The following is a 26,230-nucleotide window of genomic DNA, read 5'->3' as shown; positions in this document are numbered from 1 at the left end:
AACGCCGTTGCCGAGAGCTTCTTCAACCTGCTCAAGCGCGAGCGGATCAGGCGCAGAACCTACCGGACCCGCGAAGACGCAAGGCAGGACGTGTTCGATTACATCGAGATGTTCTACAATCCGAAGCGCAAGCATGCGAGGAACGGGATGCTGTCGCCTGCCGAGTTCGAACGGCAGCAGAAGATGAGACGCGAAGGCGTCTAAGAAACTCGGGGCTATTCAGTTTGCCGAGTATGAACCCTGCGTTTAACGCGGTCGCAAACACCAACTCAGCATTATAGAACTTCTTGTTTTCAAATATAATTTCATAATCATATGGGGTTTCAAGCGCAGTGATCCCTGCGAATAGCGCCATCGGCCCCGCATGAAGTTCCTCTGACCGATGCTCTTCCAACCCCCGAATGCGAAAGACAGCGTAAGGTGCGCCTTCGATGAAATGTTCCAGAGGCGTTTCAGTCACGCCGATCTGTTCATCAACATAGATTGCGACCGGCCCGCCGCTTGTAGGGCGCAGCACAGTTACTGATGCCCACACCCCAGATTCAGCGTCCCTGACTGTTTCATCAAAGCGGTTCAAACCATTACGGAACACCAAATCTCCGGGAAGCCAGTTCCAAGCGGCCTCCTCGATGGTAGCGGAATAGTCCGAGAAACCGAGTTCTGGGCCAGCTAACGAGTTATCATCCTGCCCCCAGACCGGCCTGACCTACCACTGAACTTTCATCCAGCTGCGACTTGAGCCCGGTTTTTGTTTACGCCGATCGGCGCAGGTTGGGCAATCGCCCGACGCGCGGAGCTTTCATCTCGCGTAGCGGGTCGGGCGATTGCGGTGGTCAGGTTCCGCGCATAGTCAGCCGGGGTCTGGTAGTCCAATGCCGAGTGGGGGCGTTCGGTATTGTAGTCGGCGCCCCATGCGGCGATCACGACACGGGCATGTGCCAGGTTTCGGAACATGGTCTCGTTAAGTAGCTCGTCGCGCATCCGGCCGTTGAAGCTTTCAACGAAACCGTTCTGCATGGGCTTGCCCGGCGCGATGTAGTGCTATTCGATCCGATGCTCGGAACACCATCGCAGGATCGCGTTACTGGTCAGTTCCGTCCCATTATCGCTGACAATCATGCCCGGCTTGCCGCGGCGCGCGATCAGGGCCGTCAGTTCACGCGCCACACGGCGCCCCGAGATTGAGGTATCAGGGATTGCCGCGAGGCATTCTCGGGTGACATCGTCGACTACATTCAGCACGCGAAAGCGCTGGCCGTTGGCGAACTGGTCATGAACGAAATCCAGCGACCATCGGGCATTGGGCCGCGCCTCGACCAGGATCGGGGCCCGCATTCCGACAGCCTTGCGTCGGGCCTTTCACTTGCGCACCGTCAGCCCTTCCTCACGGTAGAGCCGATAGATCCGGTTGATCCCCGAGGCCTCGCCTTCGCGCCGCAGCAGCACGAAGAGCCGCCGATAGCCGAACCGCCGACGCTCATTGTCCGTCCTCAGTTTGGGCCGGACTCTAATCGTTGGTGGAGGAAAAATCCCGTGGCAGGTCAATGCCGCTCTCTATGGTTGCGGACCGATAGCCCCAACCTAGCTTGCTGCCTATCGGCCTCAAAGGTCTCTCTTTAAGGGGCTATGAATTATGCAGAGGCCCGCGCAGTAGCGCGGGCCAAGTCACATCACGGACAGCCGCAGCGTTCGACTGGGCTTTACCCAGCTCACGCCGCGTCTGACGACTTTTCATATTCTTAGGACCGCCCAACATCCCTGCCGATGCCGGTCAATCGGCAAGCGCCGCCAAGGCGGCGTGACGGGAGGCCCCGTGTCCTCGGCTGCGCCTGCGGGCCGCGCCAAGGCCACCCATCACCATTGACAGTCATCGTCAGGGCCGTGGGTCGGGCTTCGCCCTCTCCACTCTGATCTGCCCGAAACATGCGTTTCAGGCAGATCAGAATGCCGAGGCGCTGCCCATCGGCGGAAAGGGGCCACAGACCCCCCGCCAGTCGCTAAAAGGAAAGGACGCCACAAATGGCCCAATTCGATCTCTATCAGCACGTCACTAATCAGATCATTGCCAGCATCGAGGCAGGCACCCCCGCATGGCGCAAGCCTTGGACTGGCAGTAAAGGGGGCGCACCCTTTCCCCGTCGCGCCAACGGCGAACAGTATCGCGGCATCAATGTCTTAATGCTGTGGATGGAAGCCGCCGAGAAAGGTTTGCGCAGCGCCTTTTGGTTCACCTATAAACAAGCCCAAGAGGCAGGCGGGCAGGTTCGCAAGGGCGAGAAGTCCGCAACCGTTGTCAAATATGGCACTTTTGAACGCGAGGATGAAGCGAGCGGCGAAGAGCGCAAAATCCCCTACTTGCGCGCCTATCGAGTGTTTAATGCTGACCAGATCGACGGCTTGCCGGAAAAGTATCACGGCAAACCCGCTGAGGAATCCCGCGACCTTGGCACTGACGCGGACCCCGCCCTTGATGCATTCTTTGTCGCAACCGGAGCCGAGATCCGCACCAGCGACGACCCGCAGGCATACTATCACCCCGGCGAGGATTTCATTCACATGCCGCCGATTGCCACTTTCCACAGCGCGTCAGGGTATTATGCGACCTTGGCCCATGAGGCGACCCACTGGACCGGGCATCACTCGCGCCTTGACCGCCTGTCGCGCTTCAACGAACGCAAAGCATATGCGTTCGAGGAATTGATTGCAGAAATCGGCAATTGCCTTGTCTGCGCGAACCTTGGCCTTGTCCCCGACTTTGACCAGTCCGCCGCCTATGTGCAGAGCTGGCTTCGCGCCCTCGCAGACGACAATCGCCTGATTTTCAAGGCGGCTTCGGAAGCACAAAAGGCAGCCGATTATCTGTTTTCTGCGGTCACCGAGGAAAAGGCCGTTGCATAAGCGGCCCCCTACCCTGCCGCGCCTGACTTGCTGCAAATGCGGCAAGACTACCCCGTGAGTCTATGTCGCGCAGGTTGTCGTAACTTGGTCCGATAAAGGTATTCCTTTCAATTGGGCAGTCGCGCGCGGCTGGCTGGACGGCGATCTTAAAGAGCATGTGCCCTTAGGAGCGGATAGTGGGCAGAGATTATTCCTCTACGCAATGATATGTGGTTCCGGATGTCTCTTCAGATCGCACTAGATTGTATTTCTATAGTAGCTATCGGGAAGCTATCAAACAGCTACTATAGCCTTTAGCGGCCTAACAAGCTTCTTTCAGTTACTAGATAGCTTTCAGGTAGCATAAGATATCCGGTAGCTATCGTTTTTCTTTATTGTTGTAATGAAATAATTTTCTTACCCATGTACGCATGATAGCTATCAGATAATATAATATAGCTGGTAGCTATCAGATATCTTATTGTGCGAATCGATGTGAACTGCTTTGTTAAGAGAAAAGGAGCAGGAATAGGTATGCCAGTCATCAGCTTCGCGAACCCCAAGGGCGGGGCGGGAAAAACAACAACGGCACTTCTGGCCGCGACTCAGCTTGCCGAGAACGGCGCGACTGTAGCGATTATCGATGCCGATCCGGAGCGATGGATATCGCAATGGGGCGCTATGCCAGGGAAGCCTGACGCAGTGCGGATCATTAGCGACGTAACCGAAGACACTATCGTCGACGTGATCGAGCGTGAGGCGAGCAGTGCACAATTCGTCATCGTTGATCTTGAGGGCACTGCATCGCTGATGGTCGCCAATGCTATCGGCATGTCCGACTTTGTGACGATCCCTTTGCAAGGCTCCAGTATGGATGCGAAGGGTGGAGCGAAGGTGCTAAAGCTTATCGCTTCGCAAGCCAAAATGGCGCGCCGGGTTATTCCTCACGCCGTGGTATTGACGCGGACAAGTGCCGCAGTACGTTCACGAAGTTTGAGGAACGTGGCGAGAGAGTTGGATGAGGCTGGTATTCCGGTCTTTGAAACTGCCATCGTCGAGCGTGCAGCCTATCGAGATCTGTTCGACTTCGGTGGAACGCTATCGAGTCTGGACGGCGCTGAAACAAGCAACATTCAGAAAGCTATCACCAATGCATCTGAATTTGTCGGCGAGTTGGTTACGCGGGTCAGGGAGGCGATGGCATGACTTCCAATCGTGCAAAAATCGGTTTTGGCGAGGCCCTTGGCGATCTGAGCAGCTTTTCACCATCTAGTCCGTCCAAGCCCATTGCGCGCCCCGAGGTTGCTGCTGCTGCCGGGTTTATTAGTCGAGAACCTGTTGCGGCCGAAGTGCTTACTTCGGTCTCGCCTCCGGTGAAGCAGCAACGTCGGCACAGGACTGGCCGCAATGTGCAGATCAATATCAAGGCAAAGCAAGAGACATTAGACCAGTTCTATGCGGCCGTCGACGCTATGGGGTGCGGGGTAGGGGAGGCGTTTGAGGTCGCGGTAGATTTGCTTAAAAGGAAGCTATCTGGTAGCTAACTGCTATCGGATAGCTATCCGAATATCCCGTTCTAAGGTCGATTCATAAAGTCGAACCTCTAACCTACTTTTTTGTTTCAAGATCTGGCCAGAGGGCAGGTGGTATGCGCGGGCTCCGGAGGCAGGTGAGAGGGAAACGAGCGCTCTTCCTGTTGGGTTTGCTTTTGCCTTCCGCGTCGAGCGCGAAGGATTCGGCTCTTACGCACGAGGTGCCTGATCCGAGGTTTGGCAGTCCGATCACCGGAGTTCAGTCAATCAGTGCGTAATTGTTGCGGCGGTGATGGACTGCCTGCTCGCGCTCTTCGTGCAGTCACGCGAGCAGGGTAAGTATCTCCTCACGGGAGTGCCGGCGGATTTCAACACCCCGGCGCTTATAAAGCGATCCCGTCTCGCTCCATCCGAGGACACTATCTCGTGGCAGTAGAAGGGGAGGTGGACAGGTGCGCAGCTTTGCGTAGCGCTTCATTCATACGCGTTTGCCAACCATCGCCACCGCGCTTAAACGCTTCGACCACATCAGGATCGAGCCGTAGGGAGACAGAAACCTTCGGATTGGCTGCCTTCGGGCGGCCGAGGCTTTTACGCATCTTCTCTGCAGCCTCCGGGAAGGTGGCTGAAAAAGGTCGCGCCGTCGCAAGTTCGGCGTCGGTCAATTCAGGGTTGTCGATAGCTTCCCAATCTTCACGGGTGTAGCCATATTTGGCTGCGTGCTTGGGGTCAAATTCCTTCATGGATTTCTCTCTCCTTTTTGCTGGCAGTCCGAAGTGAGATCACCGACAGGACCTCAGTGCCGAGTTCCACATAGATCGTTATGACCGTGCCAATTGCAGCGAGACGTCCAGTGTGGGCGCGGATGACTGTCGCCGACAGGAAAAATTCAACAGACAGATCAGCGAAGTCAAAACCATGCTTTGCAATGTTCGCCTGACGCTTCGGTTCGTCCCAGACGATCTGCATTTTGTTCCCTCGCGTTACACTTTATGTGTATACAAAAAATCGGGTGAGCGCAATGCTTTTTCGTATACACAATAAATAAGTTATTTACCTTCTGCGCAATATATCTGCTGGCATTGACTTGAGCGATCGGAGCGAGCGGGCAAAGGTTGACGCGGATTTCGGGTCACCGAGGGCCAGAACGAGGTCGCTGACCACTAGCGTTTGGCGGCTCGCTCCCTACGATTCATACTGGCGGAAATTCAGGGGGCTCCGATCCCATTGCAGGTCGCATTAGGAAAAGTGACGATTGTGCCATGCCGATCTCGCTCGCTCACTGCTTCGTTTCCCTCTGCAATGCTGGCCCCTCCACCGACGTAAGCGTTGACGGTTGGTGTCACATCCGTCAAAACTAGGACATAGCAGGAAATGCAGGATGTTTACTTAACAAATTATGACGACAGCCAAGCACAGACGCCTCACCCCAGATCAGCGCGACGCCCTCACTCGGCGCTTGAGGGCTGGTGAGAAAGCGGCAGCGCTCGCGGCAGAGTTCGGCGTCTCGAGATCTGCAGTTAGCCAAATCAAATCGCGTGGTGAAAACGCCTCCCGGGCCACGACTTCGAAGGGCGCTGTGGTCGCTGTCCGGCTCTCTCCAGCAGAGCTGGATGCACTGAACCTGCTAAAGAAACGGGCGGGGACCGACAAAAACGCTGACGCCATCCGTTCGCTTTTGCGCATGGCGGTCGGTCTTTTGGAGTTCCAGCCGGAGGAGGAAAGCCGCCTTGAAGAGATCCGGACCGAGCTGCACAAGATCGGGGTGAACGTGAACCAGATTGCTTTGGCGGCGAACCGTGGCCGTACCGATCTGCTCCAGCACCAGTGGAAAGAGCTGAACGAGCTGCATCGATCCCTGCCTGAAGTGCGCGGCTACCTGAAGGCTGTTGTGGATGAGCAGCGCCGCAAAGGTATTCGTCTCTACGAGAAGTTCGGAGAGGGCAGGGCGGATGTCTAATTCGATTGCCCGCGACCTCATTGGCGAGATCGAGTTCCGCCGTACTCTGACCGGGGCCGTGCGCTCGCTCACCGAAGCCGGCCGCAAGTCAAGCAGCCCCTTCGGCTTTACCGCGAAGGTGCGTAACATATGGCGTATGGCGCAGGGCTCCAATGCGGTGGTGCTCAAGAAGATCTCGCGCGGAGGCACCCATAGCGCCAAGCAGCTCGGCAACCAGTTCGATTACCTCTTCGGAAAATCGACCTCCCTCTTCGGCAATATGGTCGAGCACGATCCCAATGGGCGATCCTTGAGCAAGGAGGAGCGCAAGGAGATTGTTGAGATGTGGAGCGACGGATGGACCGGTGCTCCCAAGAACGGGCAGACCACCCATTTGCTTCTGTCCTTTCCGGCCGATCTTTCCCCCAAGAAGGCCAAGCTGATTGCCGAGGCTTGGGCGTCGGAGATGTTCCAGTCGGGTGCCCATGCCGATGACGAATGGGCCTATGTCGCGGCACTGCACACCGACCGCGCAAATCCGCATGTCCATATCGTCGTGAACAATCGGGGGATCGAGAACGGGACATGGTTTTTCATGTCCAAGAGCCATGTTTTCAATCTGGATATGATGAAAGAGCGGATTGTCGAGATCGGGGCGGAGGACGGTGTTCATCTGGATGCAACCTCGCGCCTTGAGCGCGGTATCCTGAGCTATGGCCCGTCACGGGCCGAGATCGAGGGGGCCAAGCGCGAGCATCGTCCGGTCCGCGAGCGGATGCGCGAGGGCAGGGCGCTTCAGGATGCTTTGGTCGAGATCATGGCCAACGCGGCGCTGATGCGCAGTTTGGCGGGTTACGCCGATCAGATTCTGAAGGCCGAGATCGCGGCCAATTTCATCAAGGCCGCGTCGATCCTTGAGCGCGGCGGGATCATTTTACCCAAAGATATGGAGATTACGATGCAACAGCAGGGTGCACAGACCCGCTCCGATCTGCGCCAGGAATTTGCCAGCTGGTACGAAGATGCAGAGAAGATGATCGCGACGAAGCCCGCGCATGAGCGCGGCGAAATCCGTCGCGAACTCTACGAGATCAGTGGTACTATTTTGGGCTCTTTGGGCGATGAGCGGGGAGCCGAGCTGATGCGCCGCGGAGCGCGGGCCGCCGTCTACCAAACGCAGTTGGAAAGCGGGCAGATCAGCCGCGACGGCACAGCCATAGCCGTTTCGCCGATTGCGGCTGCGGAGATGCAAAAGAGTATACAGGCTGAAGCCGCCAAGATCGGGATCGGCCATGAAGAAATAGCGCGGCGGCTTGAGACCGGCGCGGGCAACGCATGGCAGGAACGTGAGTGGATGAAGGCCGATCTTCTTGCTGTTGCCGAAGCGAAGCGCTTGGACTTGACGCGCGAGAAGGATCGGGGTCTGGCGGCCGAACTGGTGGATGGTTTCTATGCGCAGGCGGCAAAGGTTCTGGATCTGGCGCTTGAGCGTACCCAGCATCATACCAACGACCGCTTGACTCGCACGCTGTCCAGTATGGCGCAGGGTGTGGCACAGGGGCAGGATCTCCAGTTCGGGCATGAGGAGCAGGCCGAGCGGTTCACCCATGATCTGAAAGAGCGTTACGGCAGCGATGTTGTTCGCCGGATCGCAGAAGGTGATGATCGCGCGCTTGCGGTCGATTTCCCCGACGCGGAAAAGCGTAAAGACGTTGCTCTATCCATTTTGGCGGTGGCGAAGAACCACCAGAGCCTTGGGCTGACTTTGCGCCAAGCCGAGCAGAGCTTCGAGCGGTTGCAGCAGCGTGAGGGTGCTGCGCAAGACCGCGATGATGGGTGGGGTGTCTGAGGAGCACTGTGAAAAGATTGGAGGGGGTTGTCCGCCCCTTGTAATCAGCGCGCCCAGTGGCTCAAGGCAAAGGAGCGCGGGCATCGGCGGCACAGCATTTCCCCCATGATCCGCCCCTCCCCCTTGGGAGACCGGATCGTACGGATCAATTCCCTCACGCACAGTCACCGTTCGTTTATTGCCGTTTAGGGTAGGGGGCCAGTCTGGGCGGCCATGATCTTCTGGAGGAACGGATCTTCGTAGTAAACGATGCGCTGCGCGATGATCGGCTGCTGCCGCTCGGGGATGAGAATGACCTTTTTGCGATCAAGGCGAGTGATCTCGTCGGGCGAGAGCGACGCCCGCTCTTCGTTGCGCCGAGAGATTGACCGGTGCAAAACGCCGCTCTTGTTCGGCGAATAGCTCTCGCTGACCGACAGGCGGGTGGTCTTGCCAAGCGATTCCGAGATCTCTTGCGCGGTCATTTTGTCATTGGCGGCAAGATAGAGCTTCATGCCACAGGCGGATTCGATCTAGAGGCGGTCTTCTTTGCCGTAGATCTGTTGATTTCCGTCGAGACGTGACCCGGTCACGTCTCGACGGAAATCAACAGATTAGGCTCTTCGTGCTCCGGTCGATGCGCTCGCTCGATCGTGGCAGGATTGATCTCACGCATCGTTAGAAGGGCATTAACCCTGCGCGCAGCAGGTCCCGCGCGAAACCATTTTAATGCCGAGTTCAAATTGAATCGAGGGCGGCGCTGACCCTCCTTCGGCTTGGACGCCTCCATCACCACTTCGATCATCTCATCAATGCGGTAAAGGCCACCAGCAACGGGGAGAGGCATCTTGCGCTGCTGGAGCGCCTGACGCTTTACTTCGAGCTTTTCCGCAACATCAGCGAGACTCACCAAGTCCGGCCGGACCTCGCGCAGAAGAGTTCCTACAGGTAGTGCCTTGATTAACGTTCGCGCCGTATCGAGGATCGCGCTCTCGGCATCATCTCCGACGGCTTCCAGCTCTACACCCAACAGACCAGCTTGACCGGTTCCCACGAGGGCATCCTCAAAGCCTGCCGCGAACACGGCATCGGACAGCGCAAATGCATCATGCTCACCTTCGGGAAGTGCGAAAACCAGTTCGAATTCGAATTCTTCAGCCATCGGCTTCTCCTTCGCCTTTATTTTCAAGCCTCACGCAGGCTAGAGCCTTTTGTCGGACTTTCTTCGCGAACTGCTGCGGGTTCTTCGGCGTCGACCACACGGACATCTGGCAGAACTCACCGCAGCGGCACTCCTTATCGTTAGCGGGGCAACGAAGGATCCCCCACGCGTACCCCTTGCCTTCGATAAGATCCCATCCCAGCTCTTCGAGCTCTTGGATGACGGCTTCGATTTCCTTCGACGTGTGCTTCTTCCTTGGCAAAGAAGATACTCCGCGTTCTTAAATTGTCAATCGACAAGTTATATAAATAACTGAGACAGAGCTGTAAGGCTACCACCAGAAGAGGGGCTTATCCTAAATAAGGCGAGCCATTGTCCGCCATCGGTCCGAGGACAGTGGCGAGCGCGTATTTCGCTCGGGATGCAAAGTGAGTGGAGCCATTGGAGCGCCATTGGTTCAAGCCCAATGGCGACGGCGTTCGTGGCCGAGCATCGGGGGCAGTTTTCTGTCCGGGCCATGTGCCGGTGTCTGCGCATCTAGGCGTGGAGCTTGATGCCTTCCTGCGGGCGGGAGCGGTGGCGCAATTTTGCCTAGGCGCCTGCCTCGCATTGGCCCGTTCGCTGGCCTTCGCGCGCGCCTCGAGCCTGGAGCGGAAGCCGCCCTTGCCATTGCACTCGTAGCACCGGCCGTAGGTTCGAAACTGACCGGAGCCGCCGCATTTGGTGCAGGTAAAGGACAGGGCGGTCGCGAGGGCGTCAAGCATCGTCCGGCCCCTCGAAATCGTCGCGCTGGTTCGCGCAATCAACGCACAGGTCGCCAAAATCTCGGCTCTTGATCACGCGTCCGTCGTGCGGGAGGCCGAAATGATCGGCGCAAATCGAGCAGGTCAGAGGCTCGCTCTGGCGAGCATGGCGATGCGCGGAGCAATCGCCCGATCATGGTCGCGCGGTAGGCGGTAGCGCAGCACAACCCAGGCGTCAGGAGCGACGGGGCATTCCCGGCCTTTCCATGTATAGGCAACGCCGGTGCGATAGCTCAGCACCCTTAACTGTCCGCAAATAACGCCAATTTTAGTCGTGATTTAATGTGCCGTTTATGCTACAATGTTGGAGCGTGAAGCAGCAAAACGCTGTGCGCACTTCGAGGAAAAACTGTGATGAACAGCAAGTCCGGCAAAGACGAGGTGAAGCAGGCCGCAATTCGGGAGCGTGAGCTTCTTTTGGGCGCCACTGGCGTGTTGAATGATGCTGACGCGGTCGAGGAAAGCGCCATCCTTGGCGATGACGATGCGCTCGATGATGCGGATTGGGAGAAGCGTTATAAAGCCCTTGGCAGAGGGTAGCTTTCGGGCGGCGGGTGATCCGCCGCCCCTCCTGCGCCTCAGGACAGTGTGCGCTATCGCTGGACAGCCGTGCGCAGGCAGATCAGGCTGATGCAATGATGCGCATTGCTCTGATTTTTTTGTTCTCGCTCGCCCTTTCGCGAAGCAACGATAACGGCTGCCGTGAGTGGTATAGCTTCTGCATCAAGCAGTGAGGCCCGAACAATCCCGCGGGTTCCTTTCGCTCCGAGGGTACTTTTCCAATAGATTGACATGCCCAATATGGAGGTTGGCCCGACATCTAGCTGCGAGTAACGCGCGAAAGTTGGTGATGGGCTGAGGGGCGGCATATCATGGCGGTGTTCAAGACGCCGTCAATTCTCTGTTGAGAAAGGGATATGCCACATGTCAGAGGTTACCATCGCCCAGCTTCCAGATCCATCTGGATTTAGCACGGACGCGCTGACGGATGTCATTCGCGCTGGTGCGCGGCAGTTGATCGAACAAGCGATCCAGGCCGAGCTTTCAGCGCTGATGTCGCGCTTTTCGGGGGACCGGCTTGAGGATGGGCGAGCGCGTCTTGTCCGTCATGACCATCTGCCGGAACGCGAGGTGATGACCGGCATTGGGCCGGTATCTGTGAAGGTTCCGCGCGTACGGGATCGTTCGGTGGGCGAAGACAAGATCATCTTCACACCCAGCATCCTGCCTCGCTATCTGCGCAAGGCGAAATCTATCGAGGAGCTGCTGCCGTGGCTTTATCTCAAGGGGGTGTCCACGGGGGATTTCACTGAGGCGCTGGCGGCCTTGCTCGGCCCGAACGCCAAGGGGTTATCAGCAAAGACCATCACGCGGTTGAAAGCCGAGTGGTGGCAAGACTATGAGGCTTGGCAGAAACGCGACCTTGGCACGCGGCGCTTCCTTTATGTCTGGGCCGACGGCGTTTACTTCAATCCACGAATGTCTGAGGAAAAAAACAATGCGTTATGGTGATCGTCGGGGCTGATGAATATGGGCGCAAAGAGCTGCTGGCGATTACCGATGGCTTCCGGGAAAGCACGCAGAGCTGGCGCAAGGTGCTGCTCGACCTCAAGCGGCGCGGTTTGAAACAAGATCCAAAACTGGCCATCGGCGACGGCGCCTTGGGGTTTTGGACCGCCCTGCGGGAGGTGTTCGCCACGACGCGCGAACAGAGATGTTGGGTCCACAAGAGCATAAACGTCCTGAACGCCATACCCAAATCCATCCAAGAAAAGGCCAAAGGCCATTTGCACGATATATGGCAAGCCGAGACCAAAGCCGCGGCAAATGCGGCTTTCGACGTCTTTGTCAAAACCTATGGCGTGAAATGGGAATAGGCCGCGGCCAAGCTGATCAAAGACCGCGACGCCATGCTGACATTCTATGATTATCCAGCAGAACACTGGAAACATATCCGCACGTCAAACCCGATCGAGAGCGTATTCGCGACCGTTCGGCACCGCACAAAACGCATCAAGGGATGCCTCAGCCGCAAGACCGGGCTGGCCATGGCCTTCAAGCTGATGATGCCGGCCCAGAAGAAATGGCGAAAGCTCGACGGCCAAAACCGCCTCCCAGAGATCATACAAGGGATTGAGTTCCGCGACGCTCTCCGTCAACTTCAAACCGCCGCCTGATCAAGCGTCACCAACTTTCGGCTATAACTCAGCTGCAATCTTGTGCCGGCGTAACGATGTGATACTGTTGCCCAATCAGTAACCAGAGGATCGAGAGATGGGACAAAGGTACATACCTGAGTTGCACGACCCGAAGCGCTCAGAAGCTGACAGCCGGGAGATCAAGCAGCTCACAGATGAAGAGGCTGAACGCCTGTTTAATGCTGCAGTTGCACAGCTAGATGCTGAGCAACGATCCCCCATGAACATGCACTAAAGCAACGCCCCGCTTCACCGCGGAGCGTTTTTCATGTGCTGTCTGACGCGGGACATTTTCAGCCAGTCGGCCTCGGCACCAAATCCGATCTGATGCGTTGCCCTGTACACGTCAGGCGACAGGGCGTGACTGGTCACGTCAATCGCCCCGTATCAAATTGAACTGTGTACTGGAGGAAACCGCTAATGATCGCTGAGCAAACAACGACGCTGCCGGTAAGTATGCTCACCGATAAGGAGGTCGAGGCAGAATTCAGCCGCATGATGGGGAAAATGCAAGCGCATGAGAAAGCGAGACCAGATCGCAATGTCCGTGAGCTAGAAGATGCCGTTACCGAATAGTTTGGATAGCAAGTGGTGGGCGCGCCCTGCTTAGGCTTGCACGCCCACCACGAGAGGGAGGGATGTAATTCTAACGACTTGCCGAGCGCAGAGTTCCCGTTCATTGCCTTCCGGGCGATGCCGCCGCCTGCATCAGGCGCTTGAAATGCGCCTGCCTGCTGAGGCATTCGGACTATCGGCTTAACCTGAGCAGATTCTCCTGGGTCAATACATCATGGCCTCCTTGCATCAAAATTAGCGAAGAAGGCGTGGGGCTATGCAGATGATTGCAAGGGCCGGAAGCCGGACGTCCATAGCAAGCAGGATCAGGCCCAATGCTACCGCACCGCTCGCCCCCAGCAGGGTCCTGATCGGGTGGTGACGACCTTTTCCCGCCATCTCGATCAGGCGCGCGCCGACCTGAGCCGCTGCTGCCCCAAGCAAAGATCTGCAGGATGCCGAGCGCGGCGATGACGGGCCAGCGCCGCGCGCTCTCCATCAGACAGCCGCCGTCAGATTAACCCGTGCTTCCAGGTCTTCTGCGCTCTCCTTGCGCTCGCTGTAGCGGTCGGTCAGAGCGCCCGAAAGATCGCGCGTCAGCAGCGTGAACTTCACCAGCTCCTCCATGACATCGACGATGCGGTCGTAATAGCTCGAGGGTCGCATGCGGCCCCCCTCGTCGAATTCTTCGTAGGCTTTCGCGACCGAGGATTGGTTGGGGATGGTCAGCATCCGCATCCAGCGCCCCAGAATGCGCATCTGGTTGACCGCGTTGAAACTTTGCGAGCCGCCCGAGACCTGCATTACCGCCAGCGTCTGCCCCTGCGTCGGGCGGATCGCACCCATCGACAGCGGGATCCAGTCGATTTGCGATTTCATCACGCCGGTCATCGCACCATGGCGTTCGGGGCTGGTCCAGACTTGGCCCTCGGACCAAAGACAGAGCTCGCGGAGCTCTTGGACCTTGGGGTGATCGGCCTTGGCGTCATCGGGCAGCGGCAGGCCGTCCGCGTGGAAAATCCGCGTCTCGCAGCCGAAATGCCGCAGGATGCGTTCGGCCTCATAGGTCACGAAACGCGAATAGGAGCGTTCGCGGAGCGAGCCGTAAAGCAGCAGGATGCGCGGCGGATGCGCGGCGTGGGGCACATCGGGCAGCAGCGGCTTGCGGTCGGCGGCGGGGGAGAGATTGGGCAGATCGGGGATCATGCGCGGGCCTCCTTCAAGGCTTTGTCATGGGGAAACCGGCTCGCGCCAAGGCGCAGCGCGAGATTGACCAGCAAGATCAGGACCGGGACCTCGACCAAGGGGCCGATCACGGCGGCAAAAGCCACGGGCGAGGCCAAGCCGTAGGCGGCAATGGCCACCGCGATCGCCAGTTCGAAATTATTGCCCGCCGCCGTGAAGGCGATGGCCGTGGTGCGGGGATAATCCTTGGCGATCCATCGCCCCATAGCGAAGCTGACGAGGAACTGGATCAGGAAGTATAGCACCAGCGGTACCGCGATCCGCAGGACGTCGAGCGGCAGGCGGACGACCTCGGCCCCTTTCAGGCTGAACATCGCAACGATGGTGAAAAGCAGCGCGGCAAGGGTGGTCGGACTAATTTTCGGCAAAAAGACATCATTATACCATGCGGCACCCTTGCGCCCAATCAGGATGCGGCGGGTCAGATAGCCCGCGAGAAAGGGAATGCCGAGATAGATCAGCACGGCCTCGGTGACGGTCCAGAAGCCGACGTCGATAATGCTGCCCTCAAGTCCGAACAGCGGCGGCAGGACGGTCAAGAAAAGCCATGCGTAGGTCGAGAAAAACAGGATCTGGAAGATCGAGTTGAAGGCGACCAGCCCCGCCACAAATTCGTTGTCGCCGCGCGCCAACTGGTTCCAGACCAGCACCATCGCGATGCAGCGGGCAAGGCCAATCAGGATGACGCCCGTCATGTATTCCGGCTGGTCGCGCAGAAAGATCACCGCCAGCGCGAACATCAACACCGGCCCGATCAGCCAGTTCTGCACCAGGGACAGGGCCAGAAGGCGCTTGTCGGCAAAGACCTGCGGCAGTTCCTCGTAGCGGACCTTGGCCAGCGGCGGATACATCATCAGGATCAGGCCGAGCGCGATCGGGATGTTGGTCGAGCCGATGGAAAGGGCGTTCAGCGCCTCCGGCAGGCCGGTGAAAACCGTGCCGAGCAGAATGCCCAAAGCCATTGCGGCGAAAATCCAAAGCGTCAGATAGCGGTCGAGAAAGGATAGCCTGCCGCGTTGAGGTGTCGTCATAATGCAGTCCTTTGCTCAGACGGGATGGATGTGTTTGCCATGCGCATCCACGACCTGCTCGCCATCTTCTTTGCTGAACGCGCCCTGCTGTCCGGGTAACAGATCAAGCACCAACTCCGAGGGGCGGCACAGCCGCACGCCTTGCGGGCTGACCACGACAGGCCGGTTGATCAGGATCGGATGCGCCATCATGGCATCGATCAATGCCTCATTGGTCAGCGCAGGATCGCCCAAGCCCAGTTCCGTGTAAGGCGTGCCGTTTTCGCGCAGAAGGTTCCGAGGGCCGATCCCCATGCGGGAAATCAAGGCCTTCAGCATGGTTCGCGAGGGTGGTGATTTCAGATATTCGACGATATGCGGCTCGACGCCCGCATTTCGGATCATCGCCAGCACATTGCGCGATGTGCCGCAATCGGGGTTGTGATAAATGACGACATCCATGGTCATGCCTTTACAGCTTTGCTTTCGCCGCAGGCACAGTCGAGCGCCTCGAGGGCCGGAGCGCAGATCTCGGGATGGCCTTGGCAGCAATCCTTCATCAGAAACCCGACGAGGCCCGCCAGCGCGCCATAGACCGCACTATAGATGATGAAACGCCCGTCGCGGCGCGACTGGATCAGACCGGCATGCTCCAGATGGGTCAGGTGAAACGACAGCCGAGAAGTCGTCGCCCCGCCAAGCGCCTCGCCAATCGCGCCGGCGGCCATGCCTTCGGGTCCCGCTCGCACCAACAGCCGAACGATCCGCAGCCGCGTTTCTTGTGAAAGCGCCGCAAAGGCGGTGAGCGCTTGGGGTTCGTTCATCGAATCAATTCCTCAATAGTTGTTGAGTAATTTATAAGGCGAGTTGGCTAATCGTCAAGGTGAGCTGTCGCTGGCTAGAGGCTGCACTGCAGCGAATGTCCGCTTCACGGTGAATCTAAATTCGTTCGGCAAAGCGCCTGATGCGTTGCACCAGGCGCTTCTTGTTCCTGTCACATCGCGTTACTTGATGGCGAGGATGTCGAAGTTGTGGACGTTAGCGACCACACCGTCGTCCCACCCGCCAGCCACCAACTCCGCTGCCCGTTCGTTCAGCAGCCCGGCGACTTGACCGGCAAAGTGTGCTTCACGGCCAGCATTGTTGGTAAAGATGTCGAAGATTGCGAAGGATGTTTCGTCAATCTGCAGCGCCGCCCAGAACAATGTGCCGGGTTCAGTTTCTCCGACGATGGGACCAGCTGCGGTCAGCAAGGCTGCCAATTCCGGCCCTCTGCCGGGTGCTGCTTCGAGCGTGATGTACGTGGCTGTCGTGGCCGAGTAGAGATCAACCGGTTCCCTCACCGACAGGACATCGGAATTGTTGATATTCGCGACAACACCATCGTCCCAGCCCCCGGCGACCAGCGCGTCGGCATTTTGGTTCAAATCCGCGGCCACAGCGCCGGAGAAATGCGCATTGCGCGCTTCTTCATCCACGAAGATATCAAAGATCGCGAGCGTATCGTCGGCTTGTAAGGCAAACCAAAGCATGGTGCCTGGTTCGGTGTCCGCGACAATCGGGGCGGCTCCGGCCAGAAATTCGGCGAATGCTTCGGTCTGGCCTTCAGCGGCGGGCATGGCGATGTAGCTGGCAGTGTGATTTTCCATTGGGGTTCCCTGTGCGGGTGCAGATGTCGTGATCAAGGCCAAAGCGGCGAGTGTCTTGAGAATTTGGGCTTTCATGGTCGCCTCCTGATTGAGAGGTAGTTGTGTTTGGTTTCGATGCACCCTTTTCCCATGCCGAATGCCTCAGGCACCAATCCCGAACTTCTATTCTTTGATAGACATGTGCTATGGTGAACCTCATGGCGGAAAGTGACGGAGACTGTGGCAGTGGAGATGAACCAGATCAGGTATTTTTTGGCTGTCTGCCAGCATCGCAACTTCACCCATGCCGCTAGCGCCTCAAATGTTTCCCAACCGTCCTTGACGACCGCGATCAAGAAACTTGAACACGAGCTCGGGGGTGATCTGTTTGTCAGGGACCGCGCAGGATGCAGGTTGACGGCACTCGGAAAACTCATGCAGCCAAGGCTACAGAAAGCGCATGACGAAACGCAGGCAGCTAAGGCTGAAGCCGTCCGCCACACGCGACTAGAGCGGGTTCCTATTTCTGTCGGTGTTGGCGAAACGATTGGTCACAACCGGATTTCAGCCGCCGTGGAACGCTTCCGCACACGATTGCCGCAAGCCGAAATAGAGTTGATCGTGGCGTCTGCCTCCAAGCTTCTGGCCGGATTGCGAGAGGGTGAATTTGACGTCGTTGTCACAGCGGCGACTGTCAGTGAAGACCTCTATCGAATAGACCAGCTCTATGACGAGTCCTACAAGGTTGTGGTGTCCAAGTCGCACCCGTTGTCTGAACGAGACGCTATTTCTCTTTCGACACTCGCTGAAACTGACATGCTCGATCGACCCAATTGCGAAATGCGGGATGCGTTGCATAGGGCATGTACAGACCAAGGTCACGAACTCTACGCGGCCTATCGGTCAAATCGCGTGGATTGGTTAGTCGAACTCGCGCGGCAGGGATTAGGCGCGGTGATTTTGCCAACCACGGCAATTCCAGCAGACAGGGGCCTCGTTTCGATACTCATCGACGGCCTTGAAATTTCGCGAACTGTTTCTGCTCTTCGTTATCGGCACCAAACGACGAGACCAGAGACAAATGATCTGATCCGTGAGATTGCGCGTGTGTAGGCGTAGTATCATTGATGGCCGACATTCGCGCATAGTGCAGTAACTGGTACTTTAGGCTCTTCGCGTCGATGCTCCCTGGCAGTCGAGAGGCTGCTTTTCAGAGATATGGGGATCGCGGGCACCGCGATCGCTGATCCGGAAGACAGCCGCGCCGCCGCTTCGCTCTGGCACTGCTGACGACTTTTCATTTCATTTTTCCACCTGCCATCCGGCCGGTGATCCGAACACGGGCTCTGGTGCCGCTGCGCGTCAGCCTCTACGGATAATTCCTGACCTGCCCCCCGTTGGTCCCTCATTCACATGCAGCATTATCTTGCGAGCTGGCCTTGCGCGACATTGAACGCACGATCCCGGCTGCGTTTACACGCTCCAGCCGACCAGGCCAGCGATAGTGGCCTCCCCGATCACTGTGGATTATGGGCCGCTCCTCGCTGTCTGCGATGGTTTCCAGTGCTGCATCCAACATGGTGTTGGCGAGACCCGCGTCCGGTTTGGTCCCGATGGCCCAACTGATAACCATGCCGTCGAAGCAATCGATGATCGGAGAGAGATAGACTTTGCCCGCGCGTATGTGGAACTCGGTGATATCGGTCAGCCATTTCTCATTTGGCGCGAGAGCGTGAAAGTCACGGTTGATGATGTTCTCCGGTGCTGGGCTGAAATCACTGCAGCAGGATAGTTATGATTTTTGTCGGTATTTTTCCTCAAATGCTGCCATCAGGTCTCGGGTCGTACCGGCTATACCGAAATCGCTCAAGGATAGCTCTTCGACTCTTAACAAACTCTCATCCTTTGATCCTTTTGGCTTCACCGCGTCAGCGATTTCGTTCACCACCTCTACGATTGCCGCCTGTTGCTCGGTCGGCGGCCTTTCCGCTGGTTCGGCGCTTGCACCCGCAAGCAGGGTCGGCTGGTCGGGCTTTGGCCCCTCTAAAGCGGGCGGGTTTTCCTCTGGTCTGGCCTCGTCACCCTTCGCCTCGTAGTCGATCAGCCGCGTTTTCGAGAGCTGCGTGACCTGACCCATCAGGGCCTGCACTTGCTCTCTCAGCGCACCAATCTCGCGGTGTGCCTGTGTCGGGTAGGGCAGGGGGCCGGTCTGGGCGGCCATGATCTTCTGGAAGAACGGATCTTCGTAGTAAACGATGCGCTGCGCGATGATCGGCTGCTGCCGCTCGGGGATGAGAATGACCTTATTGCGATCAAGGCGAGTGATCTCGTCGGGCGAGAGCAGCGCGCGCTCTTCGTTTCGCCGCGAGATTGAGCGGCGCAGAAGGCCGGTCTTGTCGGGCGAATAGCTATCGCTGACCGACAGGCGTGTGGTCTTGCCAAGCGATTCCGAGATTTCTTGCGCCGTCATTTTGTCGTTGGCGGCGAGGTAGAGCTTCATGCCGCAGGCGGATTCGATAGATAGGCGGTCTTCCTTGCCATAGATCTTTTCCAGACCGGGAATGGATTGAGTGATGATCGAGACCCGCGCGCCGTGACCGGCAAGCTGTTTGAGGGCCTGAACCACGATTTTCATATGACCAAGCTGGTCGAACTCGTCGAGGATCATCTTGACCGGCCACGGCTCGCGCTCGGGGTCGGGCATGGTGGCGCGCAACGTGGCGATCAACTCACCGAAGAAGAGGCGGATCAGAGGCGCGAGCGTCTGGATGGCATCCGAATTGACGACCAGATAGACCGCCATGGGCTCGCGGCGCAGGTCCAAGAAAGAAAAGTCGTTGCCGCTGGTGGCGAAGTCGATGGCAGGGTTGTTCCAGAGCGCCATGCCTGCACCGCCCAGAACCGAGGCATGAGACGACAGGATCTTGGCGTCATAGGCCGAGAATTTGCGGAAGGTCTCGGCGGCGTTGGGATGTCGGACCTCGAGAGCATGTTCGGCATAGGCTTTTTGCGATGCGCCCTGCCCGAAGAGGATGCGGTTGATTTCTCCAATGGTGGGGCGGCCGCGCTCGATCGCGAGCAAGCCCGCCGCGACAAAGAGCTGACGACCTTCGGACAGAAAGTCGCCGGCATTGCCGCGCTCCGAGACCGTGAGGAAGTAATCGGCAATCATGGCGAGCTGGGTGTAGCGCTCGGCAGGATGCTCGATCTTCGCGACACGCTCCAAAGGGTTATAGCGGTGGCTGGAATGCTCGAAGTCGAAGGGCGCGAAGCGGAACACCTCGTCGCCTAGAGAGACGCGGTGGCGGGCTGTGGCCTCAAAGATCTCGCCTTTCACATCGAGGACGACAACGCTTCCCGGAAACATCAGCACATTCGGGTTGACGTAACCCACGCCTTTACCGGCGCGGGTCGGCGCCACGACAAGGCAATGTGGGAATAAGTCATAGAGCGCAGAGATAAAGCGGCCTTTCAGGAAGCGCCGCCCAAGGATGCCGAAACGGTAGATCTTGCCGAAGACCAAGCCGCGCCCGACCGGCTCAAGCAAAGCGTTGCGCCGCATTTCGTTCCGGCTCTGGAAATGGGCCTGACCATATTGCGTCAGCTTGTGACCAACGCTGATGAGCCCCGCGGTTAGCCCGAAGGCCACAGAGACGACAAGCACAATGGTATAGGCAAAGCGCCATGGGGCGGTTTGTGCAGCACCAAACCCGGGAAATTCGGTCAGAAGCAGGAACGGATTGGCGGCATTCATGCTCTGGCCGAGATGCCACGCCAGCCACATGCTGCCGAGAACCGCGCCGAGAGCCGCGCCGCAGATCAGACCAAAGGGAACAGCAAGAAGGATGCGTTTCATGTCATCCCCCTCACAGATCGAGTTCGGGACCGCTTTCGCGATCAAGGGTCTGGCTCTGCGTGCGGTCCTGCTCGTGCGCTTGCCCGCGCAGAACGGCGTGGGTTTCGGCGACCATGCGCAGGGCAGCGCTCTTGATCGCAACGCGGGAGGGGTCCGCCTCGTCGCGGGCCAGATCCGTGCTGTCTCCGGCGCGCAAGCGCTCCATCGCCCCCGCGCCATAGCGGGTCTCGAAGTCCTGCAGAAAAGCCGTCGCCTGTTCGTCGGTCCTGAACCGCGGGCGTTCGCCCGCGATCACCGCATCGGCCATCTCGGAAAGCGCGGTATTAATGCGGGCCGCGCGCGCCTCTTCGACAATCTCGCGCTGCTCCAGCGCCGCAGCCTTCGTCGCGGCGGCCGCAACATGGCGGTTTTGCGCAAGATCGGAGCGCATCATGTTTTCCACGGCATCGACGGCACGGGTAGAGAGCGATTTACGGTCTTCAGCCATTTCCTGTCCTCCGGATGTGGGTTTAGTAACCAAGCCAACCGATCAATTCGGTGGTCTTGAGAAAGTTCTCGCGGCCCAGCTCTTCACGGGCCTCCTGCGGATCGAGGCCGTGGGCACGCACGAGGTGTTCGGCCTCGGCCTCGGTAAGCTGCGGATGCGCCTCGGCATAATCCCAACTCGTCATGGCACGGCTTTCTCTGGCTCGAACCCGTCCAGCGCGGGCATCCAGATCTCCATGACGCCGCGCCGCTCGCCGGCACGGGCAACCTGGATCACCACGTCGATCGCACCGCGCACATAGCGCTGAATTTCGGCATAGCTCATGCCGAGGCCGGCCTTGGAGACCATGAAGGCCAGACGGTCGAGCGCTTTTCGTGCCGATTGGGCATGAATGGTCGTGAACGAGCCCTCATGGCCGGTATTGATCGCCTCCAGAAAGGTGACGGCCTCGATACCGCGCAACTCTCCGACGATGATACGGTCAGGGCGAAGGCGCAAAGTGGCCTCCAAAAGCCGTTCGGCCGAACGCACCGAAGTCTCCTTACGGTCGGCAATGAGGTTCACGACATTCGGAAGATCCGGCATGAGCTCGTTGGCATCCTGAATGAGCACGACGCGCTGATCGTCCTCGACCATCCAGAGCAGGCGGCGCGAGAGTTCGGTTTTCCCGCCCGAGGTAATCCCCGAGATCAAGACATTCAGACGCTTGCTCACCACTTCGCGGCAGAAAGCATCGAACGCTTCCTCCGAGCCAAGCGATAACTCTGCCTTGAGCTGCCCGAGAATGGCCGCGCGTTCCTCCTCCATTGAGAGCTTCACATCGCGCAGAAGGCCGAAGCTATGGGGTTCCGCCCCCGACGAGCGGGGGCGAAACAGCCGCAACGATATCACCGTGCCTTGCGCCGAGGCCGGAGGCACAAGGGCCTGACAACGCAGATTGACCCCCTCGAAGACCACCGAGGCCGAGATCATTGGCGCGCCATCATTGAGCGAGAGCGACTGGTCATTGGCGATTTGCTTGGCAAGGTCTTCGGCAAACTCCGGTCCGAGGCCGGGCACCTGAATTTCCCGCATCACCGCCTCACCGGCCCATTCCGCCCAGATCCGGCCGTCACCATTCAGCGCAACCTCGATCATCGCGGGATCGCGGATCAACGGGCCGATCTTGTTTAGATAGGCGTGGAGATAGCTCGTCATCACAGCATCTCCACATCGGCATTGACCTGCACCATCACCACCGCGCCTTGATCAATGCTGATCGTGGTCGGCATATCGAGATAGCCCTGCATGACTTCGCTCAAAGCACCCGTGGCGCTCTGGCTCACATCCGAGGCCGCATCGGACCATGCCCCCCGCGTATTGCCGCGCCCGCCGTCGCCGTCATCTTCAAGGGCTGCCGAGATGATCGAGGGCAGGCCGCCGATGATCGAGACCGCTCCGGCCCCGACAAAGCGGGCAAGGGTGTGGTTGCGCACCTTGCCCGTGAGGCCGGAGCGGCCGATCCGGTCGGTGCCGTAAGCCGCCAGATCCGCCGATTGCCCGTCCGGCGTCACCACCCGATCCCATGCCACCAGCACCCGACGCTGGCCGCGGCCAACATCCGAGCTATAGCGCCCGAAGAGCTTCGATCCGCGCGGGATCACCACATTGCTCATATCCATCGAATAGACGTCATAGCTGACGGTCGCGATGACATTGCCCTCAAGGCTCGACTGGATCGCGGTCTGAAGCGTGGCCTCGATAAGCGTGCCTTGCACCACAGTCTTCGAGGGGTTGGCGATGACCTGTGCATGGGTCACTTCCGCGCGCGTGGCACCTGCGTGCACGAATGCCTCATCGCCCTCATATCGCTGACCGCCTTCACCTTGGCCTTGCGCAGAAGATGATCCGCCCCCGGCGCGATAGGCCACCATGGGCGAGCTATTCTGGGCGGCGCGCTGCGCCTCTGCCGCCGCGCGGCGCGCTTCCAGCTCCGCGAGCCGCTGCGCCTCGCCATTGTCGGCGGGGGTGGTCGGAAGACCGAGAAGGCTTTGTGTGCCAAGCTGCGTTTGCAGCCGGAAGTTTTCCCGCTCAAGCTCGGCATAGGCATTCTCCTGATCTGTGGCCTGCGCCCGCAGGCTTTCCATCTCCGCTTGAAGCGCCGCCAGCTCGGGCGGGATTTCTGCAGGCTGGTTCTTGAGGGCATCCATCTGTGCCTGCATCTCGGCCAGAGCCGTGCGCAGCGCATCAGCCTCTGGGTCAGAAACCGGCGTCACGATGATCGGTTCGGGATCGGCGGGCGGGACTGTCTCGGCCGGCTGCGCGCGCGGCACCCGCGTCGTGAAGCCCGAAAGTCCCAACTCCTCTTGAAACTCGGCCGCATCCGAGGTGCGTACCGCAGGCTTTTGCTCCGCCTCGCTCGGGATCGAGGCAATATAGCCACCGATCCCGAGGCCCACGGCCAAAGCGGCGGCATAGGGGCCATAGGTTTTGAGGGGCGAGGGCTTGGGCGGCAGCTTGCGCAATCCTTCCAAGCGTTCCTGCACGCGGGTCGTGGGGTCTTGGGCCATGGCGTCACTTCCCCTCGATGCAGGCATGATCATCGCCGTAGCGCACAACCCAGCGATCCGACCGGCCTGCCACGACAATGACGGAGCCGTTCATGGTGCTGTTCACCGCATATTCGAGCCCCTTGGCATCGACGCGGAAGACCGTAGGGGTGGCGGCACCTTGCGGGATCTGGAAATAGGTCTTCGCGCCGTCATCCGAGATCGCGATCGGGGCAAAGCCCGCGCCTTTGGTTTTGCTCAGAACGCGGTAGCGCATCTGGGGCAGGGGGGCTTCGGGCACAGTCGCGATGGTGGAGCGGCGGCTGGACGCTCCCGAACCCGGCACGGTGATCTTCATCGACCATGCGGGCGCGCGTTTGCCTTCGACCACATTGAGGAAATAGAAGCGGCGGTTCGTTTCCACGGTGACATTGGTTTGCGCCCCGTCGATCACCGGCTTGATGGTGAAGACATTGTTGCCTTCGAGCTTTTCCACCTGAAAGCTTTCGGTGTCGCCCGCCGCGATCGATCGGATGGTTTCCCCGTCACCCAGCTCGATCATGGTAATGTTGCGCACGCGGGTCGCAACCGTATAGACCTGCCCCTCCTGATAGGTGGCATAGGTGATACGCCCGTCGCGCGAGCCCGAACGCGGGGCCACTTCGGCTTGGGCGAGAGCGGGCAGGGTCATGGCGGCAAGCACCGCCGCAATCAGCGCCTTGTTCATTCCTGATCCTCCAGAGATTCCGCCGTGATGCGGTAATTGCTGACGATGAAGCCAAGGGGGTTTTGCCAGACCAGCTCGACCGCGCTTTCGGTCGAGGGCTGGAAGTCATAGGTGACGGTGGCGTAGAATTTGCCCACGCGATCATCCTCGCCGGCTTGCGAAAAGGTCTTGGTAAAGCGCACCGTGGCGGTGTTCTCGTTCAATTCGCTGATGCTCTGGACCTTGATCGCGACCTTGCCGGAATTGCCGTAAAGCGTGGGCGGGTAGTTGGGATTGCTCGGGTTCCACAGGCTGCGAAGCTTGTTTTGTTCCAAGAGGCTGGACATGCGGAACACCTTGAGCAGGCGGTTCTCGTTATCGCTTTCGTCATAGGTCTCGCGATCCATGACGTAATTGAAGAGGAGCCCTTTGCGCACGGCCTCGGCCTCGGCCATGCCCGCAGGCTCGACCTGAACAATCCGGCTCGCCATGCCGGTGTCCTTGTCCACCATCACCACGAAGGCCTCGGTCTCTTTCAACGGCAGCACCGAAAGGGCTGCGGCAACGCCACCAGCCGCGATCACCAGCCCCGCCGTCCCGATGATGAAGCCCCGCCGTTCGCGGCGCTTTCCTTCGAGAAACAGCTCGCTTTCGAGAATCGTTCTCTGTTCAGACACACGGTCTGTCATGGCATTACCTCGAATTTGAATGGTTCAGCGCAGAGGCCGGTCAGTTAAGCCTTCGGCTCAATCCTTAAAATTTTTGAGAGATAGATTTTTTGGGCAATCTTGCCGCCTCTCTCCGCCCAGACGCGCTCGCGCTCATTCTGGGCAAGATCTCGCTTCACTCCGCCGGTCATCATGCCACCTCTGAGCATTTGTCCTCGCTCACCGATCAATGCTCGCGAAACCCCGCTCATCGGTTGAGGTGTGATGCGGGCAAGATGGAATTGACCTGTAAGGTGGCCAGCGGCAGAGGGAATGGCGCGCAAGGCGAAGACGCCCACGAAGACCACGACGAAGAAGCCGAGAATGGTGCCGAGTGTTGAATCGGCCGTCGTTGCACTCACCGCCTGATCTTCCGCGACCTTGACGATGCTGGCGATGACGGCAGCGGCCGCAATCGGATACATCAGATAGCCGACAAACGCGGTCAGCCATGCCTCAAAGAGATTGCGGGTCTTGTCAAAAATCGTCGCAATCATCGCCAGCGGGGCAACCCCGAGCAGGAAGGCGATCATGATCTTTGCAAAGCCGACGACCAGAATATATGCCGCCATCAGAGCCGAGAGGAAGATATAAGCGATACCACCGATCACCCCGCGCTGAATTGAGCCGCGCGAGCGCGAGATCGTATCGACCGTATCGCCCATATTCTTGGCAAATCCGTCCATCGCTTGGTTCGGATTTGCACCACTACCGCTCGATGCGTCAAAAAATCCCATGGCAAGATTGGCCGAGCCATCCGAGAGCGCATGATAAAGCACGCTGAAATTCGCCCAACTGAGCCCGAAAGTATAAACGAGGATCACCCGCCAGAAGAGCTGCTTGGTATCGCGCATCGAAAGGTTTGCTGCACCGACCGCAATGTTGAGACCAAGTACGATAAAAAAGAGCGTCATCATCACCGTCATGACGGGACCAAGTGCTGTCGCAGTGGCTTCGAAGTAGCGTGAACCTGCCGAGGTAATCGAGGCGTCGATGCTGTCGAGAATATCAGTCGTCGTTCCCATCAGAACCTCCCGCCACAAAGCTCTTCCGCTTGAAACCGCATGGAGCGTGCCTCGTCTTTCAGCTGTCCCGTCGAAAGCTCTTCAACATTGGGGCACCTCGAAAAATTGCCGTGACGACGCTGCCATCGTAGGATGAGGGGGGAG

26 protein-coding genes and 4 pseudogenes are annotated in these 26,230 nt (G+C 58.7%); 11 read left to right on the top strand and 19 right to left on the bottom strand.

Annotated elements, in window-relative coordinates; all coding sequences use genetic code 11:
• A partial coding sequence (locus RTS12_RS12430) for an IS3 family transposase (protein ID WP_312528933.1) occupies window positions 1-204 on the top strand: 204 nt, incomplete at its 5' end.
• Between the two features lie 516 nt (window positions 205-720).
• Here RTS12_RS12430 and RTS12_RS12425 read toward each other — a convergent pair.
• Window positions 721-1,506: pseudogene (locus tag RTS12_RS12425) on the bottom strand (IS3 family transposase); the annotation flags it as partial.
• A 513-nt stretch (window positions 1,507-2,019) separates the two neighbouring features.
• Between RTS12_RS12425 and RTS12_RS12420 the strand changes: the two are divergent.
• From RTS12_RS12420 to RTS12_RS12410, 3 genes are all read left to right on the top strand, one after another.
• On the top strand, window positions 2,020-2,898 hold the full coding sequence (locus RTS12_RS12420; RefSeq protein WP_312528930.1) for an ArdC family protein: 879 nt from the start codon (window positions 2,020-2,022) through the stop codon (window positions 2,896-2,898).
• 513 nt (window positions 2,899-3,411) lie between these two features.
• The gene (locus tag RTS12_RS12415; RefSeq protein ID WP_312528928.1) at window positions 3,412-4,083 is read left to right on the top strand and encodes a ParA family protein; all 672 of its coding nucleotides are present in this window, start codon (window positions 3,412-3,414) and stop codon (window positions 4,081-4,083) included.
• Entirely contained in the window at window positions 4,080-4,421 is a 342-nt protein-coding gene (locus tag RTS12_RS12410) for a hypothetical protein (protein WP_312528926.1), read from the top strand. Before RTS12_RS12415 ends, RTS12_RS12410 begins: the two co-directional genes overlap by 4 nt.
• A 407-nt stretch (window positions 4,422-4,828) precedes the next feature.
• Here RTS12_RS12410 and RTS12_RS12405 read toward each other — a convergent pair whose 3' ends face one another.
• Window positions 4,829-5,152 (bottom strand): BrnA antitoxin family protein, encoded by a 324-nt coding sequence (locus RTS12_RS12405; protein ID WP_312528924.1) that lies wholly within the window; start codon window positions 5,150-5,152, stop codon window positions 4,829-4,831.
• Window positions 5,139-5,378, bottom strand: coding sequence for a BrnT family toxin (locus RTS12_RS12400; RefSeq protein ID WP_312528922.1), 240 nt, complete (start codon window positions 5,376-5,378; stop codon window positions 5,139-5,141). Before RTS12_RS12400 ends, RTS12_RS12405 begins: the two co-directional genes overlap by 14 nt.
• A gap of 430 nt (window positions 5,379-5,808) precedes the next feature.
• Between RTS12_RS12400 and RTS12_RS20795 the strand changes: the two are divergent.
• The 3 genes and pseudogenes from RTS12_RS20795 to RTS12_RS12390 form a co-directional block, all read left to right on the top strand.
• Window positions 5,809-5,940 (top strand): annotated as a pseudogene (locus RTS12_RS20795) (sigma factor-like helix-turn-helix DNA-binding protein); the annotation flags it as partial.
• 48 nt (window positions 5,941-5,988) lie between these two features.
• A complete protein-coding gene (gene mobC / locus RTS12_RS12395; protein WP_312528920.1) occupies window positions 5,989-6,369 on the top strand; it encodes a plasmid mobilization relaxosome protein MobC in 381 nt (126 codons plus the stop codon).
• On the top strand, window positions 6,362-8,197 hold the full coding sequence (locus RTS12_RS12390; protein ID WP_312528918.1) for a relaxase/mobilization nuclease domain-containing protein: 1,836 nt from the start codon (window positions 6,362-6,364) through the stop codon (window positions 8,195-8,197). The genes mobC and RTS12_RS12390 overlap by 8 nt, the downstream gene beginning before the upstream one ends.
• A gap of 185 nt (window positions 8,198-8,382) precedes the next feature.
• On the opposite strand, the gene RTS12_RS12385 is transcribed toward RTS12_RS12390, so the two are convergent.
• Window positions 8,383-8,709: a type IV secretory system conjugative DNA transfer family protein gene (locus RTS12_RS12385; protein WP_312528936.1), complete on the bottom strand. Its 327-nt coding sequence runs from the start codon at window positions 8,707-8,709 to the stop codon at window positions 8,383-8,385.
• A 56-nt stretch (window positions 8,710-8,765) separates the two neighbouring features.
• Entirely contained in the window at window positions 8,766-9,338 is a 573-nt protein-coding gene (locus tag RTS12_RS12380; protein WP_312528916.1) for a hypothetical protein, read from the bottom strand.
• Window positions 9,339-10,495: 1,157 nt separating this feature from the next.
• Between RTS12_RS12380 and RTS12_RS12375 the strand changes: the two genes are divergently transcribed.
• The 3 genes and pseudogenes from RTS12_RS12375 (at window position 10,496) to RTS12_RS12365 (ending at window position 12,915) form a co-directional block, all read left to right on the top strand.
• The gene (locus tag RTS12_RS12375) at window positions 10,496-10,681 is read left to right on the top strand and encodes a hypothetical protein (RefSeq protein ID WP_312528914.1); all 186 of its coding nucleotides are present in this window, start codon (window positions 10,496-10,498) and stop codon (window positions 10,679-10,681) included.
• A gap of 384 nt (window positions 10,682-11,065) precedes the next feature.
• Window positions 11,066-12,318, top strand: a pseudogene (locus tag RTS12_RS12370) (IS256 family transposase).
• Window positions 12,319-12,759: 441 nt separating this feature from the next.
• A complete protein-coding gene (locus RTS12_RS12365; protein ID WP_312528911.1) occupies window positions 12,760-12,915 on the top strand; it encodes a hypothetical protein in 156 nt (51 codons plus the stop codon).
• Between the two features lie 477 nt (window positions 12,916-13,392).
• Here RTS12_RS12365 and arsH read toward each other — a convergent pair whose 3' ends face one another.
• The 5 genes from arsH to RTS12_RS12340 form a co-directional block, all read right to left on the bottom strand.
• Window positions 13,393-14,100 carry an arsenical resistance protein ArsH gene (gene arsH / locus RTS12_RS12360; RefSeq protein ID WP_312528909.1) on the bottom strand — a complete coding sequence of 236 codons (708 nt, stop codon included), beginning with the start codon at window positions 14,098-14,100 and terminating at the stop codon, window positions 13,393-13,395.
• Window positions 14,097-15,170 carry an ACR3 family arsenite efflux transporter gene (arsB, locus tag RTS12_RS12355; RefSeq protein WP_312528907.1) on the bottom strand — a complete coding sequence of 358 codons (1,074 nt, stop codon included), beginning with the start codon at window positions 15,168-15,170 and terminating at the stop codon, window positions 14,097-14,099. The genes arsH and arsB overlap by 4 nt, the downstream gene beginning before the upstream one ends.
• Before the next feature lie 15 nt (window positions 15,171-15,185).
• Window positions 15,186-15,611: an arsenate reductase (glutaredoxin) gene (arsC, locus tag RTS12_RS12350; RefSeq protein ID WP_312528905.1), complete on the bottom strand. Its 426-nt coding sequence runs from the start codon at window positions 15,609-15,611 to the stop codon at window positions 15,186-15,188.
• A 2-nt stretch (window positions 15,612-15,613) separates the two neighbouring features.
• Window positions 15,614-15,973 (bottom strand): metalloregulator ArsR/SmtB family transcription factor, encoded by a 360-nt coding sequence (locus RTS12_RS12345; protein ID WP_312528903.1) that lies wholly within the window; start codon window positions 15,971-15,973, stop codon window positions 15,614-15,616.
• A gap of 180 nt (window positions 15,974-16,153) precedes the next feature.
• The gene (locus RTS12_RS12340; RefSeq protein ID WP_312528901.1) at window positions 16,154-16,873 is read right to left on the bottom strand and encodes a hypothetical protein; all 720 of its coding nucleotides are present in this window, start codon (window positions 16,871-16,873) and stop codon (window positions 16,154-16,156) included.
• A 156-nt stretch (window positions 16,874-17,029) separates the two neighbouring features.
• On the opposite strand from RTS12_RS12340, the gene RTS12_RS12335 reads away from it, so the two are divergent.
• Window positions 17,030-17,890, top strand: a complete 861-nt coding sequence (locus RTS12_RS12335; RefSeq protein ID WP_312528900.1) for a LysR family transcriptional regulator — start codon at window positions 17,030-17,032, stop codon at window positions 17,888-17,890.
• 295 nt (window positions 17,891-18,185) lie between these two features.
• On the opposite strand, the pseudogene RTS12_RS12330 reads toward RTS12_RS12335, so the two are convergent.
• The 9 genes and pseudogenes from RTS12_RS12330 to RTS12_RS12290 form a co-directional block, all read right to left on the bottom strand.
• A pseudogene (locus RTS12_RS12330) lies at window positions 18,186-18,551 on the bottom strand (DDE-type integrase/transposase/recombinase); the annotation flags it as partial.
• 18 nt (window positions 18,552-18,569) lie between these two features.
• Window positions 18,570-20,633, bottom strand: a complete 2,064-nt coding sequence (locus RTS12_RS12325) for a type IV secretory system conjugative DNA transfer family protein (RefSeq protein WP_312528898.1) — start codon at window positions 20,631-20,633, stop codon at window positions 18,570-18,572.
• A gap of 10 nt (window positions 20,634-20,643) precedes the next feature.
• Window positions 20,644-21,120, bottom strand: a complete 477-nt coding sequence (locus RTS12_RS12320; protein WP_312528896.1) for a hypothetical protein — start codon at window positions 21,118-21,120, stop codon at window positions 20,644-20,646.
• A gap of 22 nt (window positions 21,121-21,142) precedes the next feature.
• Window positions 21,143-21,304, bottom strand: coding sequence for a hypothetical protein (locus RTS12_RS12315; protein WP_312528895.1), 162 nt, complete (start codon window positions 21,302-21,304; stop codon window positions 21,143-21,145).
• Window positions 21,301-22,317 carry an ATPase, T2SS/T4P/T4SS family gene (locus RTS12_RS12310; RefSeq protein ID WP_312528893.1) on the bottom strand — a complete coding sequence of 339 codons (1,017 nt, stop codon included), beginning with the start codon at window positions 22,315-22,317 and terminating at the stop codon, window positions 21,301-21,303. The genes RTS12_RS12315 and RTS12_RS12310 overlap by 4 nt, the downstream gene beginning before the upstream one ends.
• On the bottom strand, window positions 22,317-23,669 hold the full coding sequence (locus tag RTS12_RS12305; RefSeq protein ID WP_312528891.1) for a TrbI/VirB10 family protein: 1,353 nt from the start codon (window positions 23,667-23,669) through the stop codon (window positions 22,317-22,319). Before RTS12_RS12305 ends, RTS12_RS12310 begins: the two co-directional genes overlap by 1 nt.
• A gap of 4 nt (window positions 23,670-23,673) precedes the next feature.
• Window positions 23,674-24,375 (bottom strand): TrbG/VirB9 family P-type conjugative transfer protein, encoded by a 702-nt coding sequence (locus tag RTS12_RS12300; RefSeq protein WP_312528889.1) that lies wholly within the window; start codon window positions 24,373-24,375, stop codon window positions 23,674-23,676.
• Complete coding sequence (locus tag RTS12_RS12295; RefSeq protein ID WP_312528887.1) at window positions 24,372-25,043, bottom strand: type IV secretion system protein; 672 nt, start codon at window positions 25,041-25,043, stop codon at window positions 24,372-24,374. Before RTS12_RS12295 ends, RTS12_RS12300 begins: the two co-directional genes overlap by 4 nt.
• 44 nt (window positions 25,044-25,087) lie before the next feature.
• Window positions 25,088-26,086: a type IV secretion system protein gene (locus tag RTS12_RS12290; protein WP_312528885.1), complete on the bottom strand. Its 999-nt coding sequence runs from the start codon at window positions 26,084-26,086 to the stop codon at window positions 25,088-25,090.
• Window positions 26,087-26,230: the final 144 nt, after the last annotated feature.

It is taken from the genome of Paracoccus sp. (in: a-proteobacteria), assembly GCF_032007265.1.
Taxonomy (GTDB): Bacteria; Pseudomonadota; Alphaproteobacteria; order Rhodobacterales; family Rhodobacteraceae; genus Paracoccus.
This window is presented reverse-complemented; position numbering and strand designations above follow the sequence as displayed.

What these genes read in the sequence shown, in the direction of transcription:
- RTS12_RS12420 (WP_312528930.1), top strand. Translation starts at nt 2,020, where the DNA reads ATGGCCCAATTCGATCTCTATCAGCACGTCACTAATCAGATCATTGCC.
- RTS12_RS12415 (WP_312528928.1), top strand. Translation starts at nt 3,412, where the DNA reads ATGCCAGTCATCAGCTTCGCGAACCCCAAGGGCGGGGCGGGAAAAACA.
- RTS12_RS12410 (WP_312528926.1), top strand. Translation starts at nt 4,080, where the DNA reads ATGACTTCCAATCGTGCAAAAATCGGTTTTGGCGAGGCCCTTGGCGAT.
- RTS12_RS12405 (WP_312528924.1), bottom strand. Translation starts at nt 5,152, where the DNA reads ATGAAGGAATTTGACCCCAAGCACGCAGCCAAATATGGCTACACCCGT.
- RTS12_RS12400 (WP_312528922.1), bottom strand. Translation starts at nt 5,378, where the DNA reads ATGCAGATCGTCTGGGACGAACCGAAGCGTCAGGCGAACATTGCAAAG.
- RTS12_RS12390 (WP_312528918.1), top strand. Translation starts at nt 6,362, where the DNA reads ATGTCTAATTCGATTGCCCGCGACCTCATTGGCGAGATCGAGTTCCGC.
- RTS12_RS12380 (WP_312528916.1), bottom strand. Translation starts at nt 9,338, where the DNA reads ATGGCTGAAGAATTCGAATTCGAACTGGTTTTCGCACTTCCCGAAGGT.
- RTS12_RS12375 (WP_312528914.1), top strand. Translation starts at nt 10,496, where the DNA reads ATGAACAGCAAGTCCGGCAAAGACGAGGTGAAGCAGGCCGCAATTCGG.
- RTS12_RS12365 (WP_312528911.1), top strand. Translation starts at nt 12,760, where the DNA reads ATGATCGCTGAGCAAACAACGACGCTGCCGGTAAGTATGCTCACCGAT.
- arsH (WP_312528909.1), bottom strand. Translation starts at nt 14,100, where the DNA reads ATGATCCCCGATCTGCCCAATCTCTCCCCCGCCGCCGACCGCAAGCCG.
- arsB (WP_312528907.1), bottom strand. Translation starts at nt 15,170, where the DNA reads ATGACGACACCTCAACGCGGCAGGCTATCCTTTCTCGACCGCTATCTG.
- arsC (WP_312528905.1), bottom strand. Translation starts at nt 15,611, where the DNA reads ATGGATGTCGTCATTTATCACAACCCCGATTGCGGCACATCGCGCAAT.
- RTS12_RS12345 (WP_312528903.1), bottom strand. Translation starts at nt 15,973, where the DNA reads ATGAACGAACCCCAAGCGCTCACCGCCTTTGCGGCGCTTTCACAAGAA.
- RTS12_RS12340 (WP_312528901.1), bottom strand. Translation starts at nt 16,873, where the DNA reads ATGAAAGCCCAAATTCTCAAGACACTCGCCGCTTTGGCCTTGATCACG.
- RTS12_RS12335 (WP_312528900.1), top strand. Translation starts at nt 17,030, where the DNA reads ATGAACCAGATCAGGTATTTTTTGGCTGTCTGCCAGCATCGCAACTTC.
- RTS12_RS12325 (WP_312528898.1), bottom strand. Translation starts at nt 20,633, where the DNA reads ATGAAACGCATCCTTCTTGCTGTTCCCTTTGGTCTGATCTGCGGCGCG.
- RTS12_RS12320 (WP_312528896.1), bottom strand. Translation starts at nt 21,120, where the DNA reads ATGGCTGAAGACCGTAAATCGCTCTCTACCCGTGCCGTCGATGCCGTG.
- RTS12_RS12315 (WP_312528895.1), bottom strand. Translation starts at nt 21,304, where the DNA reads ATGACGAGTTGGGATTATGCCGAGGCGCATCCGCAGCTTACCGAGGCC.
- RTS12_RS12310 (WP_312528893.1), bottom strand. Translation starts at nt 22,317, where the DNA reads ATGACGAGCTATCTCCACGCCTATCTAAACAAGATCGGCCCGTTGATC.
- RTS12_RS12305 (WP_312528891.1), bottom strand. Translation starts at nt 23,669, where the DNA reads ATGGCCCAAGACCCCACGACCCGCGTGCAGGAACGCTTGGAAGGATTG.
- RTS12_RS12300 (WP_312528889.1), bottom strand. Translation starts at nt 24,375, where the DNA reads ATGAACAAGGCGCTGATTGCGGCGGTGCTTGCCGCCATGACCCTGCCC.
- RTS12_RS12295 (WP_312528887.1), bottom strand. Translation starts at nt 25,043, where the DNA reads ATGACAGACCGTGTGTCTGAACAGAGAACGATTCTCGAAAGCGAGCTG.
- RTS12_RS12290 (WP_312528885.1), bottom strand. Translation starts at nt 26,086, where the DNA reads ATGGGAACGACGACTGATATTCTCGACAGCATCGACGCCTCGATTACC.